Genomic DNA, 17,068 nt, shown 5'->3' on the forward strand with positions numbered 1-17,068 from the left:
TACCGGTCGCCGGATCGAGGCTCTCCCGCACCGAGATGGCGAAGATGATCAGCAGCATGGCCCCGCCGAGCAGCGGGAACAGCAGCTTGAACAGGCGCGGCCGCGAGGCCGCGCACGAACTTCTCCGGCACCGGATCGCCGCGCAGGAAATCCATCAGCAGTGCGCCCCGGGAGCGGGCATCGGGGCGGAAGTCGCCGGGCCGGCGCACATTGGTGACCGTTGCGAAGCGGTGCCGATCGGACAGCAGACCCAGCCAGGTGCCCGGCACCGGGCCCGCCGCACCCAGATCCCGGCCCGCCAGCAGCCCGGGCACCTCGTCCCAGGGCCGTAGCGATTCCGTTGGGCGGGTGAAGAATTCGTCCCGATTGGCGGCCACGATCAACCGGTACTCCGGATGCGCCCGCCAGCCGACCAACACCAAACACATAACCCCAGCATGCCCGACCGGGGCTCGCCGCGACCATGCCCGATCGCTCCCCGCCCGCTGCCGCCCGCCGCCCCTGCGCTGCCACCCGGGGGGCACACCCCGGGTACCCCGGAATGTGAAAAGGCCGGTAGCGGTTGGGCTACCGGCCTTTTCGAGGGTGCTGTGATCAGAGGGTGCGCACGCGCAGGCCCGGGTTGTCGGAGAGCACGGTGCTCACCGGCTGCGCGAACAGCTGCGGGGTGTTGCCGGTGATGAGACCGATCAGGTTCGGGATCTCGCAGACCGGGTAGTCGGCGACCGAGGAGGCGCTGGAGATGCCCAGGGCCAGGGTGCCGGTCACCAGCGGGCCGCCCGAATCACCGGGCAGGGCGCAGATATTGGCGGAGAACGACTGGGTGAGCATGCGGTCGCCGACCTGGACGGTCTGGTCGACGGCGTTCACCACGCCGCAGCTGAAGCCGGTGCGTGCACCCGACTTGCAGACCGGGGCGCCGACCACCGGCACGGCCACGCCGGTGATGTTGACCGGGGCCGCGCCCGGGACGTTCACCAGCGGGTTGGAGAAGGCGTCCCGGTACTGGTCGCTGATCCCGATGATCGAGTAGTCCTGGTTGCCCAGCACCGACTTCTGGAACACGCCGACCTGCGGGCCCAGGCTCTCGCCGCCGACCATCTGGTAGACGCCCGGCGAGTTGGCACCGGGGGTGGCCGAGATGTTGGGGTTGCAGTGGCCGGCGGTGATGTTCACGACATTGCCGTTGCCGTCGGTGCCGTTGAAGCCGAGCGAGCAGCGCAGCGACATGCGACCGGCCACCGAGGCGTAGGCCTGGCCGGCGGCCATGGTCTGCGGGCCGGCACCGGCGATGTCGGAGGCCTTCGGGACGTCCTGGCCCTCGCCGCCGACCGGCGGGGCGGTCATGACGATGACACGGGCCGGGTCCACGAAGCCGGGCAGCGGCAGGTCGGGCTTGTCCACCCGCACCGCGATGCTGTTGTTCAGGGTGTCGATGGCCACGCCCCGGATGGCCTTGGACACGGACTCCGGCTGGTCCTTGAGCCACTGCTGGAAGGCGTTCTTCTCACCGCGCAGCGTGGTCTCGCTCTTGGCGACGTCCTTGGCGGTGAAGCCGGCGTCCGCCACGGCCTTGCGGGCCTGGTCCAGGGTGTCGCCGGGGGCCAGCGCCACGATGGCCTTGCCGGTCTCGTCCAGCCAGGCGCCACCGAAGACGCCCGGGAACTGCCGCTGGGCGGTGGTGGCGAAGGTGGCCACCTTCTGCGCGGTGTCGGCGCGCTGCAGGTAGTCCTGCGGGGAGATCTTCAGGTCGCGGGTGATGGCGGTGACCAGCTCGGCCGGCAGATCCTGCGTCGCGGGGGTCGCGGGCTCCGCGTGCGCACTCGCCGCCAGGGGTCCGGCGACGAGCACAGTGGTGGCCGCGATCGCCGCAGTACGGACAAGGGACCGTGGGCGGCGGCCCACGGCAGGCATGGAGAAGCGCATACGTGGCAGGAGCATGGCCCCGACTATATGGTGTCGGGCCGGTTATGCCTACTTATTGTGAGATGACGTTTCGGTATTCGGCGGGCAAACAGCGGGCGTGCCTCGAGCACGCGCAATGAGAGAGGCGTCCGATTTTCGCGGCCCGCCGGAACGGGCCGCGAATCATCACGCGTTGGAACGCGTCCGGACCTGAATTCCGCTGCCGACGCCGCCGTCGGAATTGGCGTCGATTTCGGTGAGGATCGCGCGCACCGGAATGCCCAGCGACGCGGTACCACCGTACTGCGCCAGCGCGGTATTGGCCTCGTTGCAGTTCGGTGCGTCGGCCGCATTCGAGCCGCTGGTGATGCCCAGCGCCAGCGTGCCGGTCACGATCGCGCCGCCGCTGTCACCACCGAGGGTGCAGGCGCTGGAGGCGAAGCCGCGCACCGTCTTGGACTGGCCCTCGGCGGTGAACAACTGGGTCTCGACCCGGTCGGCCACCACGAAACCACAAGTGAAGGTGGAGGATTGACCGGACTTGCAGACCGGCGCGCCGGTGATCGGGTCGGCCACCCCAGTGATGGTCAGGGTGGTGCCGTTGGCGCCGCGCACCGACGGCTGATCCATCCCGGCCCGCACCGCGTCGTCGTTCAGCTTGATGACCGAATAGTCGAGTGCGCTGCGGCCGCCCAGATTCGAGGAGACGAAGCTGCCGGCCTTCGGGCTCGACACCAGGTTTTTCACATTCGGAATGTAGACATCGGCGCTGGTGCCCTTGTCCACATTCGGATTGCAGTGTCCGGCACTGATGTTCAGGGCATTTCCGGCGGAATCCACACTGTTGAAGCCGAACGAGCACACATCGACGCTGCGCAGCGATGAATCACTGAGCGCGGTCGGCGCGGTGATGTAGGTGTCACCGCCCATGGGGCGCCGTTCGACCGGCCCGCCGGAATCCGGGGACAGCATCACCTTGATATTCGCGATCAGCGTGGGCAGATTCAGCAAATGCCCGGCCGGGGTGTTCGCCACGCTGAGTACCAGCTGGCTGTTGAGGAAGTCGATGGCGACCGAGTTGATGGCATTGGACAGATCGCGCGGCAGGCTGGTGATCCACATGTTCAGCTGATCGGCCGAACTCTCGAGGTTGTCGGCGCTGATCGGGGCCAGCCGGGTCTGGTAGCCGTCGGCGGCGGCGATCTTGGCGGCATCGAGCGAGGTGACGGCCATGACCGGCTTGCCGTCGGTGCCCAGCCACGCGCCCGCGAAGTCGTCGGGACGCTGACTGCGGAAAGTCGTTGCGTAGTCCCGCAATTGCTGGGCCTGGTTGGCCCGGTCCAGATATTCGGCGGGCGTCATCTTCAGATCGCGCTGGATGGCGGTGACCAGCTCGGCCGGAAGTTTGTCGGCGGCAAGCTGATCCGGGGACGCCGGGTCGGCGGTGGCGGTGCTGAGCAAGGGACCGATGAGGACGGTCGAGGCGAACGCGACGGTGGCTGCTCGAACCGTGGCGCGACGCGCCATGAACTTGCGCATGGAGTCCCTTCGTAAGTGCACCAGCAGACCGATGTCCCGGGCCCGGATCCGGTTACCTTCCGGAAGGTCGGTCAGCGCACCACTTTAGGGCATCAACCACCGAAGGTCTCTACGAAATCAACGCGGATTCTGTCCCCATGGATCCTGCAGCACCGGCGCTTGCGGCAGCTCGAAGGTCGGCACCGACGGATACTGGTAGATCGGCGGATACGGGCGTGTCGTCGTGGGCGGCGTGGTGTGCGGGGTGGGGTTCGGTGTGGTGGCCGGCGGGTCCGGCGTGGTCGTCGGCGGTGGCGGTGTGGTCGCGGGGTCCGAGGTGACCGGGACGTCCGCGGCATCGGCGGGCGGCGCGGCCGCGGTCGGATTGTCCGAACCGGTCGGCGGTAGCAGCGGCGGCGCCACCCCCGCGGTGGCCACCGGCTCCGAACGCACCTCGCCGCGCGGCGGGCCCGGGGTGGAGTCGTCGGTGCGCAACACGGCCGCCACCCCGACGCCACCGAGCAGCAAACCGATCAGGGCGGCCGCCGCGGCGATGATGTACGGGCCGCGGTTGGCGCGCGGTGCGTGGGTGACCGCGACCGCCGCGGTCGCCCGGGTGACGGCCGGCTCGGCGGTGGTGACGGCCGGGACCGCGGCCGAATACGCCTGGGCCAGTTCGGAGGACTTGAGTGCGGGTAGTACGTCGGTGACGTCGGCGGCGTTCACGGTGGCCGCGGTGGCATCGGGTGGCGTGAGGCCGGCCGGGGTGGACAGCACCGCCGCCAGCGCCGCGCGGGCCGCGTTGTAGGCCAGGGTCTTCCCGGTCTCCGCGTCCGCCTGGGGTAGATCCCGCTCGCTGACCAGCACCACCGACTTCAGGCCCAGATAGTCCAGCGCCTCGCGCAGGGATCGCACGTGGGCGTCGGGCCAGCCGGTCGGGTGGGCCAGATAGAACTCGGCGGGACCGTTGAGATGTTCGGCGGCCTGACTGATCAGACAGAAGACCGCCGTGGCCATCAGGTCCTCGGCCCGGTACGCCTCACCGTCGTCCACCGCGAGCCCGGCCGGATCCCCGACCGCGCCCACGAAGCCCCGGATGGAATGGCTGTAGCCCTCCGGTGCGTCGCCGCCGAGCACGGCGTCGCCGTCCTCGGACATGTGCAGCACGGACTCGCGCACGGTGTAGTGCACCGGGAGTGTGGCGTCATCGCCTGTCACCACGGCAACGACGGATTCGTCGTCCGCGATCCGCAGGCCCACCCCAGTGGCCATCCTCTTCTACCTCGCTCGATGCGTCCGGGTGCTCTCCGCGCCGAGGTCAGACGAGGAGTGAACCGTGACCCATGGCGCGAAGCATTGACAATAGCTCCGAACGCGAGCCGGCACCGATTCGACGTCTCATCCGAGCCACGTGATGTTCCACCGTTTTGGCCGAAATATAGAGCCGGGCCCCGATCTCCCGGTACGTCAACCCCAGCAGGACCAGTTCGGCCACCTCACGCTCGCGTTCGCTCAGCACGGTATCGGTGATCGGTTCCGGGCGCGGCTGCGGGGCCGCGGGCTCGGGCGCGCGCACCGGGGACTCCGGCGGCCGGGATTGCGCGCGCACCGTGCGCGCCAGCTTGAGCAGCGCGGTCGCGGTGGCGGAATCACCCGCCGCCAGCGCGGCCTCACTGGCCAGCCGGGCCGCGTCCCAGCGCAGGCCGAGCCCGGCCAGCCGGGCCACCGCGCCCTCCACCTGCTCGCGCACCACCTGACCGCGCAGCACCAGCACCCAGGTGCGGCCCGCGTCCGCCAGCACCGCGGCCTGCGGATCGCCCGCCGCCGCGGAGGTCTTGAGCCGATGGGCGTGCGGCAGTAGGGCTTCGGGGCTCTCCTGGGCGATGGCGGCCTGAATCGCGTACCAGTGGAAGGCATTCGACCAGGCGGGCGGTTCACCGAGCCGGCGCAGCAGTTCGTCGGCGCCGGTCACCAGGGCGGTCATCCGGGCCTCGTCACGCAGGCGGATGCCGGCCAGCCACAGCTCGCCGATGGGCAGCAGCGCCAGCAGATCCGCGCCGACCTCGTCGAACAGCGGGAAGGCCTGCTGCCAGGCCATGGCCAGCGCCGCGTGATCGCCGCTGCGCCGGGCCAGGCCGACGATCACGCCGTGCGCGAGCAGCCGATCGCGCGGATCCAGTTCCGTCAGCCGGACTTCCGACATCAGGGTGGCCGCCGAATGTTCGTCGCCGCCCAGCATGGCGACCCACGCGCCCAGCACCAGGCTCTGCGGATCGCGGCTGGGGCCGCGCTCCTGGGTGCCCTGCCGCAGGGCGTCCGCCGCCCGCCGCGGATCGCCCATGCTCAGGCACAGCAGCACCGCGATCGACACCGCCGAGCACGGCAGGAAGCGATCGCCGCCGTCATCGGTGGGGGCCGGACCGGAATGCGCGGCGTGGATGAGCGCGGACGCCGCTGTGACGGCCGCGCCGCGCCGCGCCCGCGCGGGGCTGGTGAAGCGCTGTACGGCAAGGGTTGTCGGCGCGATGGCCCGCATCTCGGCGGTGAAACCGGTCGGGGCCGAGCCGGCTCCGAAGGTATTCGCAGCACTCGCAGCGGGTCTCGCCCGTGCGGAGTCGTCGGGGTGCGGCCGGTCGCCGATGGGCCGGGCCGCGGGGCTCGCGGCCCGGGCCGGTACGCCGGTTCCGGCGGTCGGCGCGGCAAAAGTGCTGTGCGGCACCGGGAATGGGGAGCCGGTGTGACCGTTTCCGCGATCGGTGCGCCCCGCCGCGCTGAAATCGCCAGGGGCACTGGCCGATCCGATCGTGTCGAACAGGGCATTGGCGATCGAGGCCGCGCGCGCGGTGGCCTCGGTCGGCGGCCACTGGGCGGCATTGACCGACAGCGCCTGTGCGCCCTGGGCGTCACCGGACAGCGACAGCACCGTGGCGGCGACCGCCCAGTCCGGGCCGACCCGGGTCGGCCCGAGCCAGGTGTAGAGCTGGGCGGCCCGGCCGGCCAGGCCGCGCCGGGTCCACACACCGGCGCAGATGCGCACGGCAGCAGCCAGATCCGCGAGCGGGATCGCCGGATTGGCCAGCGTGGGTTCGGCCAGGCGCAGGGCGGTGTCGCCGTCCCCGGCCCGGGCGGCGGCGTCGGCCCAGCGCACGGCCAGGGCCTCCGGATCCGCGCCGGCGGCGGCCGCGGCCGCGTAGTGGCGGACCGCCTCGTCACCGGCGCGTTCGGCTGCGGCACAAAGGAATTCGGCCAGCCGCTCGTCACGGACGCCCGATTCGGCGAGCAGCAGTGCGGTGTGGTCGCGCAGCAGTCCGGCGTCCAGGCGCGCGTGCAGCAGGCGGCGGGCGACGGTCAGGAAGCGACGGTCGCCGACCAGGGTGCGCAGCGGCGGGACGGCCGGGGCCAGCAGTAGATCGGCGTCGGTGACCAGGGCGCTGCCCCGGGCCCGGTCCACCAGATCCTGGGCGGCCGGCGGGGCGACGTCGAGCACTTCGGTGAGCTCGCCGGTATCCAGGCCCGCGCCGATGGCGGCCACCACCAGGGTGTCCAGCAGGTCCGGATCGGCGTCGTCGAGACGCGCTCGCGCCCAGGCCGTCACCGCCTGGTCCGCCGCGGTCACGCCCGCGTCCAGGCGGGTGGCGCAGGCGGCGGTCAGCGCGGCCACCACACCGCCGTGGATGCCGCCGGTCTGGCGGTGGATGTGCTGGGCCAGCCCGCGCGGCACCATCATGCCCAGTTCGCGGGCGAACGGTGCGATCTCGGTGGCGCCCAGGGCACGCAGATCGACCACCCGGCCGCGGCGGGCCACCAGATCGGTCAGGCCCCGCAGCCGGGGGTCGTGCGGGCGCGGGCGCAGCGCGATCACCACCGGGTACTCCCCGGATTCGGCTGCGGCGCACAGCAGGTCGAATTCGGCCGGGTTCAGCGCGTGGGCGTCGTCGACGATGAGGGCGCTGCGGGCGCGGCTGTTGTCGTCGGCGCGGCCCGGGGCCGATGCGCGCAATGCGTGCGCCGGATTGTCGGTGTGCGGGACGCCCCGGGCGCGCAACCGCGCTCGGAGGGCGCCCAGCAGCGTGGACTTTCCGGTGCCGGAACGGCCCCGGACGAGGTAGAGCACCGAGGCGGAATCGTCGGAATCGAGGTCCCGGAAAATCTCACGGGCGCACGGGATGGAATCCAGTGCGACGGGGGTCATGCCTGTCACGAGGAACCAACTCTCAGCGGCCGGTGTGCGGAACGACCGGTGGAACGGCGTTGCCGAGCTGATCAACTGCATTGTTCAGTGCGCCCGTGGGGAGCGTCACGCTGGGGACCGTCGGCGGCTGGATCTGCGGCACCGTCGGCATCTGGACCGGTTGTTGCTGCTGTTGCGGCGGCTGGGGGCTCGCCGGATTCTGTTGCGGCGCCGGGGTATCGGCCTGCGCGGCGGGGGTGGTCGGGTCGGCGGCGGCCGGTGCGGGGGCCGCGGCGCCGCTGGTGGCCGGGCTGCCGGGTTTGGCCGCGCCCGGCTGCGACGCGGGCTTGGTCGCGGAAACCGGGTTCCCGGCCGCCGGAGCCGGGGCGCCGGAGGCGGTCGCCCCGCCGGTCGGCGCCGGGGAATCGAGCGCCACGGCGGAGGTCGAGGGGGACTGTGTGCCGGCGGGATTCGCGGGCGTGGACTGTCCGCCGGTGCCCATGGCCAGGGTGCCGGTGGCGATGGCGGCCACCGCGACCGCGGCCGCGCCGATCACCGCGAGGCGCTTCCAGTGCCGGAAGCCGCTGCCGGGTTCCTCGACCGGGAGGTCGGGCAGCAGCGGAATCCGTTGGGCCGCAGACAATTCCGCCATCAGCGCGGTATCGTCCGCCGCCGTTCGGCCGGAATCGCCACCGGGGCCCGGTGGTTCGAGGTCCGCGGGCCCGGCCGGGGAGCCGGCCCAGGGCCGCTGAGGGAGCCCGGCCGCGGGGCGGCCGGGGGTGAGGGCCGGGCCGCCGCCGGCCTCGGCGAGGCCCACGCCGCCGACCGCGATCGCCGGATGCGCCTCGGTGTCGGTGGTGTCGGCGAGCAGGTCGGCGGCCAGCAGAGCGGCGCCGTGCGCGCTGAGGTGGGCCGGGTCGGCGGCGGCCGCGACCGGGATGCCGAATTCGGTGGACAGCAGTTCGGTTACCAGCGGGATGCTCGCGCCGCCGCCGATGACCAGGAAGCCGTCCAGATCGGCCGCGGTGAGTCCGGCCCGGCGCAGGGCCTCACGGACCAGATCGGTCGAACCGAGGAGCGGACCCCGCAGCAGTTCCTCGATATCGTCGCGAACCAGTCGTACGTCCACTTCGGCCATGCCGGGCAAACGCACGAGCACCATGGTGGCGGTATTTGTGGACAGAGTTTCTTTCGCAATTTTGCAGCGAACGCGGAGTGCCGCTAATTCTTGTTCCACCAAAGGGTCGAAAGGATCGAAATCCTTTTCGCCGAGTGCATGGGCGAGCACGAAACGCATTGTCAGCAGATCGAATTCCGACCCGGCCGCCTCGGTGGTCCGTACCGGTTCGCCCAGCAGGCCCGACATGGCCCCCGTGCGCGCCACCGAAACCGTCAGGCCGGTGGCCCCCAGGTCGTACACCACCATCGCGCCGTCGTGGCTGGACTCGTGCACCTCCTGCAGCCAGCGCATGGCCGCCGCCGGCTCCGGGACCAGGGCCACCGCATCCAGGCCGGCCGCGTCCAGGGCGGTCCGCTGCACCTCCACGGTGTGCTGCGACCACCAGACCGGGTAGCAGGCGACCGAGGCCGCGGCCGGGCCCGTGCCGTCCACCGCGCGGCCGATGGCCGCCGCCACCAGGTCGGCGGCGCGGACCGCGGATCCGTCCCGGGTTCTGATGTCCACGGGATCCCCGACCCGGGCCAGAAAACCGTCCGGAACCTCCGGCTCGGCGGCCAGCACGCTGGGCCGCGTATGTACTGTGTGTTGTCCCCCCGAAGTCGTCACGGCAACCGTATTCGACGACCCGACGGTGATGCCGAGCGCCAGCCCCTGACTCATTCGAGTTCCCCTGTCATTACCCAACGCGCGACCGGTGGATCGCGTGCCGAAAGCTCTTCGGTCCGATTTGTACGAAAAATCTCGGGTCAGGCCGGGTGGCCCACCCCGCCTGTCGGTAGCTGTGGGGATCCCGTTACCGATTCCCCCGCAGGTTTGGGGAAATTCCCCTAATGTTCGCCTGCCCCCGTAGGTGACCGCTGTGGAACTTGGGGGAGTTCACCCCGTTACGCGTAACGAGATGCCTTCCTAATGTGAAAGGAAATTCGAGCAGCGCGGGTCAGCGGGGCCCGCCCATCCAGGGAGACGATTCGCCATGAGCCCCAACGCAATTCTCGAGTTCATCCTCAATCTGCTGCGTGACCACGAGGCCGCGGTCAGCTATTGCAACAATCCGGGCGGGGCGCTGGCCGCCGCCGGGCTGGAGAATGTGACCCCCGAGGACATCGCCGCCGTGGCCCCCATGGTGGCCGAGTCCGCACTGGTTGCGGGAGGTTCGCAGCTGTCCGACATCATTGCCGCGGGCGGGACGACCGGCCTGGGCGCCGACACCGGGCTCGGCGGCTCCGCCGGGCTGGGCGGCGACACCGGGCTCGGGGCCAACGGCGGCGTGGGCGGCTCGGCCGCGATCGGCGACTCCGCGGGTGTGAATTTGGGCACCACCGCTGCCACCGCCACCCAGGTGTGCCTGACCGGCGATACCGGCACCGGCCTCGAGCTGGGTCTGTCCGATGGCATCGGCGCGGTCGTGGGTGCGGCCGCCGACCTCGGCGCGGGCCTGTCCGCCGGACTCGGCGGCGCGCTCGGCGTGGCCGGTGATGTCGCCACCGGTGTGGAGACCGACCTCGGTGGCGTGCTCGGCGCGCAGGCCGCCGCCGACCTGACCTCCGCCCTCACCGGCGGACTCACCGCCGGGGCCGGCCTCCAGACCGGCCTCCAGGGCGCCCTCGACACCGTCACCCAGGCCGGCGCGGACCTCACCACCGGCCTGACCGGTGCCCTCTCCACCGCCGGCGGCCTCGAAACCGGTCTCGGCGCGAACCTTGCCGCCGCCGTCAACGCCGCCACCGATGTGGGCGCGGGCCTTCAGACCGGCCTGACCGGCGCCCTCGACTCCGCTGCCGGTGTCGGCGCTGGCCTCACCGGCGCGCTGAACACCGCCACTGGAGTGGGCGCGGGCGTGCAGACGGGTCTCGATGGCGCGGTGAACGCGGCGGGTGGCCTCGGAACCGGTCTCGGCGCCGGGCTTTCCACCGGAATCGACAGCGCACTCGATGCGGGCCTGGGCGTACAGACCGGCCTCAATGGTGCGGCGAATGCGGGCGCACAGCTCGGAAGTGGTTTGGAGACCGGGCTTTCCGGGGCAGCCGACACCATGGTCGGGGTCGGCAGCCAGCTCGGCGGCGACCTGAACAGTGGCCTCTCGGGCGGTCTGAACACCGGTGCCCAGGTGGGCGCGGGTCTCGACGCCGGAATCAATACTCTGCTGGGCGCGGGTACCCAGGCGGGCGCAGGACTGCAGACCGGCATCGGTGGCGCCGCGAACGTCGGCGCGGGCCTGGGCACACAGGCCGGAGCCGGCCTGGAGACCGGACTCTCCGGTACGGCCGACACTCTGGCGGGTGCCGGGACGCAGCTGGGTGCGGGGCTCGATGGCGGCCTGCACACGGGTGGGGATCTGGGTGCACAGCTCGGAAGTGGCTTGGAGACGGGCATTTCCGGCGTGGGTAATGCGGCGACCGGGATCGGCGCGGGCGTGCAGGGTGGCCTCGGGACCGGGATCGACACCGCGGTCGGCGTGGGCAACCAGCTGGGTGCGGGGCTCAACACCGCGGTCGGTGCCGGGGCTCAGGTCGGGACCGGTTTGGAGACCGGGCTGGGCGGGGCCGCGAATGCTGGTGTGGGGCTCGGGACCCAGGTCGGGAGTGGCCTTGATGCCGGGGTGCACTCGGCCCTCGGCGCGGGGCCCCAGGTGGGCGCGGGGCTGGAGACGGGGCTCGGCGGGGCCGCGAATGTGGGGACCGGTCTGGATGCGGGGACGCAGCTGGGCGGGGGCGTGGATACCGGTCTGACCGGGGTGGGGAATTCGGTCGCCGGGGTCGGCGGCGGGTTGGATGCCGGGGTGGGGACCCAGGCCGGTGGGGGCGTACAGGTGGGGAGCGGGCTCGATGCCGGGGTGCACGGGGGGACCGCGGTGGATGCCGGGTTGCACGGTGCCGGTACGAATCCCTGGGCGGGCGTGGATGTTTCGCAGGCGTTCGGCGGCGGGGTGCATGCTCCGGGTGCGGACGCGTCGCTGTTCGGGGATGGTGGGGCGCACACCGGGGTGGATCTCGGAACGCACCCGGGCGGAGACGTCGTCGGCGACATCCTGCACTCGTAGGTCGAAGGGGCGCTCGCCGCGGTGAGCGACGACCTGTTGGAACACAAACGGCTGGAATAGGTTCGGTGAGCAGGCGGTGACAGGCATGGTGGCGGCGAATCCGCTGTTGACGATGGTGTCGGAGACCATCGCGGTGGCGAAGGCCGCGGAACGCGGGGATCTGGTCGCGCGGCTGGAGACGGTCGGGGGCAAGGTGCGCGATCCGCGGCGGCGGATCCTGGTGGCCGGTCTGGGGAATCAGGGCAAGAGCCGGTTCGTCAACGCGCTGATCAACATGGATGTCTGCCCGGTCGCCGACGATGCGACCACGGCGGTCACCACGGTGCTGTCCTACGGTGAGCAACCGCGGGCGACCGTGGTCGCGGCGGGCGCCGACGGCGGCGAGAACACCCGGGAGCCGGTGCCGTTCGAGGCGGTCCCCGCCCTCACCGCGCGCAGTCCGCAGGGCCGGGCCGTGCTGCGGCTCGAGCTGGAGGCCCCGAGCCGGCTGCTGGCCGACGGCATCGTGGTGGTGGATACGCCGGGACTGGGCGTGCACGGAACCACCGGCGCGGCAGGCGTCCTCGCGCAGGCCCCGGCCGCGGACGCGGTGCTGGTGCTCACCGACGCCTCCACCGAGCTCACCGAGACCGAGGTGGATTTCCTGCGGCAGGTGCGGGAGCTGTGCCCGGCGGTGGCGGTGCTGGTCACCAAGATCGACCTGTATCCGCATTGGCGGCAGGTGTTCGACGCGAACCGGAAGCACCTGCACGCCAATGGGATCGAGATGCCCATGCTGCCCGTGTCGGCGGTGCTGCGCGCGCACGCCATGCGTCTGCAGGACGAGGGCCTGGGTCGAGAGTCCGGGTTCGGGCTGGTGTTCCAGTTCCTGCGTGAGCAGGTGGTGGCCCGGGATCAGGCGGCGCTGCAGCGTGCGGTCGCCCTCGACATCTCCTCTGCCGCAGAGCATCTGGCGCTGGCGCTGGGCAGTGAGCTGGTCGCGCTGCGTGATCCCGAGCGGGGTGCGGCGGCCATCCGGGAGCTGCACGCCGCCAAGGCCGAGGCGGAGAAACTGCATCGCCACACCGCCGCCTGGCAGCAGACGCTGGGTGACGGCATCACCGATCTGGCGGGGGATATCGACCACGATCTGCGCAACCGCCTGCGCGATATCGCCCGCACCGCCGAGGACTGGATCGACCAGCACGATCCCGGCCGGCACTGGGACAGCATGGACGAATGGCTCACGGCCACCGTGGGTTCCGCGGTCGGCGACAACCTGGTGTGGACCGGCACCCGCGCGGTGAAGCTGGCCGAGCGGGTCGCCACCCACTTCGACGATCTCGGCGCGGTGGATCTGCCCGAGGTGCGCGACACCCTCGACGACGACTCCCGCGCCGAGTCCTGCACCCTCGCCGATCTGGAACCCGATCTGGGCCTGGGCCACAAGCTGCTCGTGGGTGTGCGCGGCTCCTACGGCGGCGTGGTGATGGCGGGCATGGTCGGCACCATGGCCGGGCTGGCCCTGATCAACCCGCTCTCGCTGGGTGCGGGAGTCCTGCTGGGCGGCAAGGCCTTCAGCGACGACAAGAAGGCCCGCCTGGCCAAGCGTCGCGCCGACGCCAAGATGGCGGTGCGCCGCTACCTGGACGACATCGCCTTCCACACCGGCAAGGAGACCAAGGACCGCCTGCACCGCATCCACCGCCTGCTGCGCGATCACTTCACCGCCATCGCCGACCGCACTCTGCGCTCCATCGACGAATCCCTGCGCGCCGCCCAGGAGGCCGCCAACCTGGAGGCTGCCCGCCGCACCGAACGCGCCGCCGAACTCGAACGCCGCCTGCGCGTCGTGGCCGAACTCCGCCGCCACGCCAACACCCTCCTCGGCCCGGAACCCCAGGCCGCGCCGGCTTCCGCTGCCCAGCCGCACCTTCCGCCCGCCGCGCAGCCATAACTCCCGCCCACCGCGCACTAGTGCAGACGACTCGGCCCGCTGGCGGCCGGGTGCTGCTGCCGAGGCGGTTCCAGAGCTCGCGACCGGGCCTGTCCGCACCTGAGGCGGGTCAGCGGGGGCGACCGTTGGACGACCCCACCGCGCGAGGCAGGCGTCCGGGCGTGGTCGTGGCAGTGGCAGCCAGTTACGCAATGTGCCGGACCGGCGCCGGGCCGGGAAGAGGCGCGGCGCACCGGGAGGAAGGCGGGGCGTACGCGCTCAGGCCGGGCAAGATCGAGGGTTGGTGGCCGGGTTCGCGCTGCGGTGAGCTGCCTCTCGGAACTGGGAATCGGCTGTGAGAGCTGGGCGGTTCTGATAACGATTCGGCGTGGCCGGGCGAATGCCTTGCGATGCGTGGAGGTGCGGTGTGCTTCGGAATCGGGAGCCTATGAGGGACGACGCGAGCGGTGTCGGGTATGGGCTGGTGCCGGAGACGCGCGGGCTGGTGGCGGCGGCGCGGCGGGCGCTGGGCGAGCGGCCGCGGGTGCGCGGTCAGCTGGACGAGTGTGCGCGGCGGCTGGACGAGCCGCTGCGGGTGGCGTTGGCGGGCCAGCTCAAGGCCGGCAAGTCGACGCTGTTGAACGCCCTGGTCGGGCAGGACATCGCGCCGACCGACGCGACCGAGTGCACCCGGCTGGTCACCTGGTACCGCAATGGGACCGCGCCGCGGGTGACCGCGTTCAGCCTGGACGGGGCGCGCGCCGATGTGGTGGTGCGGCGCGGCCGTGGGGCCGAGGGGCTGCCGGGCGCGCACGGGCTCACCTTCGATCTGTCGGCGCTGCGCTGGAACGCCCCCGCGCCGCGTGAAGTGGACCACCTGGCGGTCGAGTGGCCGTCGGCCGAGCTGGCGCAGACCACCATCATCGATACGCCCGGCATTTCCTCACTGTCGCGGGAGGTGTCGGCGCGCACCTCGCGGCTGCTCACGCCGGGCGGCCCGGGCCCGGCGCTGCCGCCCGCCGATGCCGTGCTCTATCTACTGCGTCGTCTCGACGCCGCCGATGTGGACTTCCTGGAGCGCATCGGCGCCGGCCCGGGCGCGAGTTCCGGTGCGCCGCAGTCCTTCTCCGGCCCGCTGGGCGTGGTGGGCGTGGTGTCGCGGGCCGACGAGATCGGCGCCGGTCGCATCGACGCCCTGCATTCCGCCCGCGATGTGGCCGCCCGCTTCGCGACCGAGTTGGAGCGAACCGGCCTGTGTCAGTCCGTGATTCCGGTGGCGGGCCTGCTCGCGTTCGCCGCCGCCACGCTGCGCCAGCGGGAATACGATGCCTTCGAGGCGCTGGCCGCCATCCAGGTGGACGAGCTGACCGCGGCCCTGCTGTCGGCGGACCGGTTCGCCCATCCCGATCTGCCGCTGCCGGTCCCGGCCGAGTTGCGTGCCCACCTGGCGGCCCGCTTCGGTTTGTTCGGAATCCGCCTGGCTGTCACCCTGATCCGGCTCGGTGTCCGCGGCTCGCAGGCCCTGGCGGCCGAATTGTCCGACCGCAGTGGCCTCGACGAACTCCGCACCGTCCTGGACGTCCAATTCGCCCAGCGCGCCGACGAATTGAAGGCCCATTCGGCCCTCACCGCCCTGGCCCGGATTCTCACCGCCAACCCGGGTTCGGCGGCCGATGCCCTGCTGCCGCGGGTGCGCACCCTGCTCGCCGATGTGCACGGCTTCGCCGAACTCCGCCTGCTGGCGCACCTGCGCTCGGACGAATTGCCCCTGCCCCCAGCGGATCTGGCCGAACTGAACCGCCTCATCGGCGGCACCGGCGTGGCCCCTACGCTGCGACTGGGCCTGTCCGCCCACACCGATCTCGCCACCCAGCGTGAGGCGGCCCTGGCCGCGGTTCAGAAATGGCGTGCCCGGGCCCGTCACCCGCTGGCCGATCAGTTCACCGCGAATGCCTGCCTGACCGCGGCCCGCAGTGCGGAGGGCCTGCTGGACATCCTGCACGAGCCTCCGACCACGCCTTTCCCGGCGCTGCGGCGGCCCGGCCGCTAGGCGCCCGCCGTCAGGGTGCGGTGCGGTCGCTGCGCGGGTCGATCAGGATCTTGGCGTGGTGCTCGGGTGAGGCGAGGGTGGTGAAGGCCGCGTCGATGCCGTCGAGGCCGACGGTCCCGGTGATCAGCGGGCTGGGATCCACCTTCCCGTCGGCGATCATATGGAGGGTGTCGCGGAATTCGCCCGGGTCGTAGCCGAGGACGAATCGCAGCTCGATCTCCTTGTTGATGGCGGTGGCGGGATGGAAGGCGTCCTGCTGCATGCACACCCCCACGACCACCACGCGGGTCAATGGCGGTGCGGCGGTGAGGATCTGGTCGATGATGCCGGGCACGCCGACACATTCGAAGACGACGGGCCCGGTCGGACCGCGGTCGAGGGTGTGCGCGACGCGGAACAGGTACCACCACGGGAAGTTCGGGATCCGCCGCAGCCGTTCCATAGCGTCGAAGCCCAGATTGAGGATGTCGGAGGCGCCGGTGATCCGTGGCTTCTTCGGCGTTGCCTCCCACGGTGATTCGACGGTGGGGTCGACGACCACATCGGCCCCGCACCGGCCCGCGAGTTCGCGGCGGCGCGGCGAGAAGTCGCTGGCGATCACGGTGCGCACGCCGGCCGCCTTCAGCATGGAGATGACGGCCAGCCCGATGGGACCGCACCCGACGACGAAGGCGGTCTGTCCCTTGTTGATCCGGCTGCGGCGGACCGCATGCCAGCCCACCGCCATCGGTTCGGTGAGGGCGGCGTGGTCGGGGGACAGGCCGTTGGGGACCGGGAAGGTCATGGGTTCCTGCACCAGCACCTGCTCGGCGTAGCCGCCGGGCGCATTGGCGGACAGTCCGGTGAGTTCGGGCTGCCGGCCGGTGCGCAGGATGGGCAACGCCACCACCGGGGTGCCGGGCTTCCAACGGCGGCGGGTGCCGGGACCGTATGCGGCGATCTCGCCGGTGAATTCGTGTCCCATGACGATCCGCTGGTCGGAGCGCATGAAGTGGTCGTAGCCGGTGGCGGCGGCCAGGTCGGCGAGTTCGTCGCAGTGCAGGCGGGCGTGCAGGTCGGACCCGCAGATGCCGCAGCGGGTGACGGACAGCAGTACCTGACCCGGCCCGGGTACGGGGGTGGGCAGGTCCTCGACCTGGAATTCGCCCTTGCTGACCACGGTCGCGCGCATGTCTGACTCCTGTCGAATGCCGGTGACACTGTGGATTCTTCACCGGAACGGAGCGCGGGTCCGGTGAATCACCGAACCCGCGGCCGTTTTTGCCGGACTCCGTGTCCGGATCCCGCCG

Annotated in this window: 9 protein-coding genes and 1 pseudogene; 3 read left to right on the forward strand and 7 right to left on the reverse strand. The window is 71.7% G+C overall.

Going from position 1 to position 17,068, the window contains the following annotated elements; translation table 11 throughout:
* Positions 1-158: 158 nt before the first annotated feature.
* From ACWEKS_RS20435 to ACWEKS_RS20460, 6 genes and pseudogenes are all read right to left on the reverse strand, one after another.
* Positions 159-428, reverse strand: a pseudogene (locus ACWEKS_RS20435) (NRDE family protein); the annotation flags it as partial.
* A 166-nt stretch (positions 429-594) separates the two neighbouring features.
* Entirely contained in the window at positions 595-1,941 is a 1,347-nt protein-coding gene (locus ACWEKS_RS20440; RefSeq protein WP_452341548.1) for a S1 family peptidase, read from the reverse strand.
* Positions 1,942-2,091: 150 nt separating this feature from the next.
* On the reverse strand, positions 2,092-3,444 hold the full coding sequence (locus tag ACWEKS_RS20445) for a S1 family peptidase (protein WP_452341549.1): 1,353 nt from the start codon (positions 3,442-3,444) through the stop codon (positions 2,092-2,094).
* A 117-nt stretch (positions 3,445-3,561) separates the two neighbouring features.
* Positions 3,562-4,695 (reverse strand): hypothetical protein, encoded by a 1,134-nt coding sequence (locus ACWEKS_RS20450; protein WP_452341550.1) that lies wholly within the window; start codon positions 4,693-4,695, stop codon positions 3,562-3,564.
* Positions 4,696-4,741: 46 nt separating this feature from the next.
* Positions 4,742-7,615 carry a LuxR C-terminal-related transcriptional regulator gene (locus tag ACWEKS_RS20455; RefSeq protein ID WP_452341551.1) on the reverse strand — a complete coding sequence of 958 codons (2,874 nt, stop codon included), beginning with the start codon at positions 7,613-7,615 and terminating at the stop codon, positions 4,742-4,744.
* Between the two features lie 22 nt (positions 7,616-7,637).
* The gene (locus tag ACWEKS_RS20460; RefSeq protein ID WP_452341552.1) at positions 7,638-9,434 is read right to left on the reverse strand and encodes an Hsp70 family protein; all 1,797 of its coding nucleotides are present in this window, start codon (positions 9,432-9,434) and stop codon (positions 7,638-7,640) included.
* Between the two features lie 313 nt (positions 9,435-9,747).
* Between ACWEKS_RS20460 and ACWEKS_RS20465 the strand changes: the two genes are divergently transcribed.
* From ACWEKS_RS20465 to ACWEKS_RS20475, 3 genes are all read left to right on the forward strand, one after another.
* Positions 9,748-11,814 carry an IniB N-terminal domain-containing protein gene (locus tag ACWEKS_RS20465; RefSeq protein WP_452341553.1) on the forward strand — a complete coding sequence of 689 codons (2,067 nt, stop codon included), beginning with the start codon at positions 9,748-9,750 and terminating at the stop codon, positions 11,812-11,814.
* A gap of 85 nt (positions 11,815-11,899) precedes the next feature.
* The gene (locus ACWEKS_RS20470; RefSeq protein ID WP_452341680.1) at positions 11,900-13,750 is read left to right on the forward strand and encodes a dynamin family protein; all 1,851 of its coding nucleotides are present in this window, start codon (positions 11,900-11,902) and stop codon (positions 13,748-13,750) included.
* A 427-nt stretch (positions 13,751-14,177) separates the two neighbouring features.
* On the forward strand, positions 14,178-15,779 hold the full coding sequence (locus ACWEKS_RS20475; protein WP_452341554.1) for a dynamin family protein: 1,602 nt from the start codon (positions 14,178-14,180) through the stop codon (positions 15,777-15,779).
* A gap of 10 nt (positions 15,780-15,789) precedes the next feature.
* Here ACWEKS_RS20475 and ACWEKS_RS20480 read toward each other — a convergent pair whose 3' ends face one another.
* Positions 15,790-16,950 carry a zinc-binding dehydrogenase gene (locus tag ACWEKS_RS20480; RefSeq protein ID WP_452341555.1) on the reverse strand — a complete coding sequence of 387 codons (1,161 nt, stop codon included), beginning with the start codon at positions 16,948-16,950 and terminating at the stop codon, positions 15,790-15,792.
* Positions 16,951-17,068: the final 118 nt, after the last annotated feature.

The organism is Nocardia sp. NPDC004711, assembly GCF_053601595.1.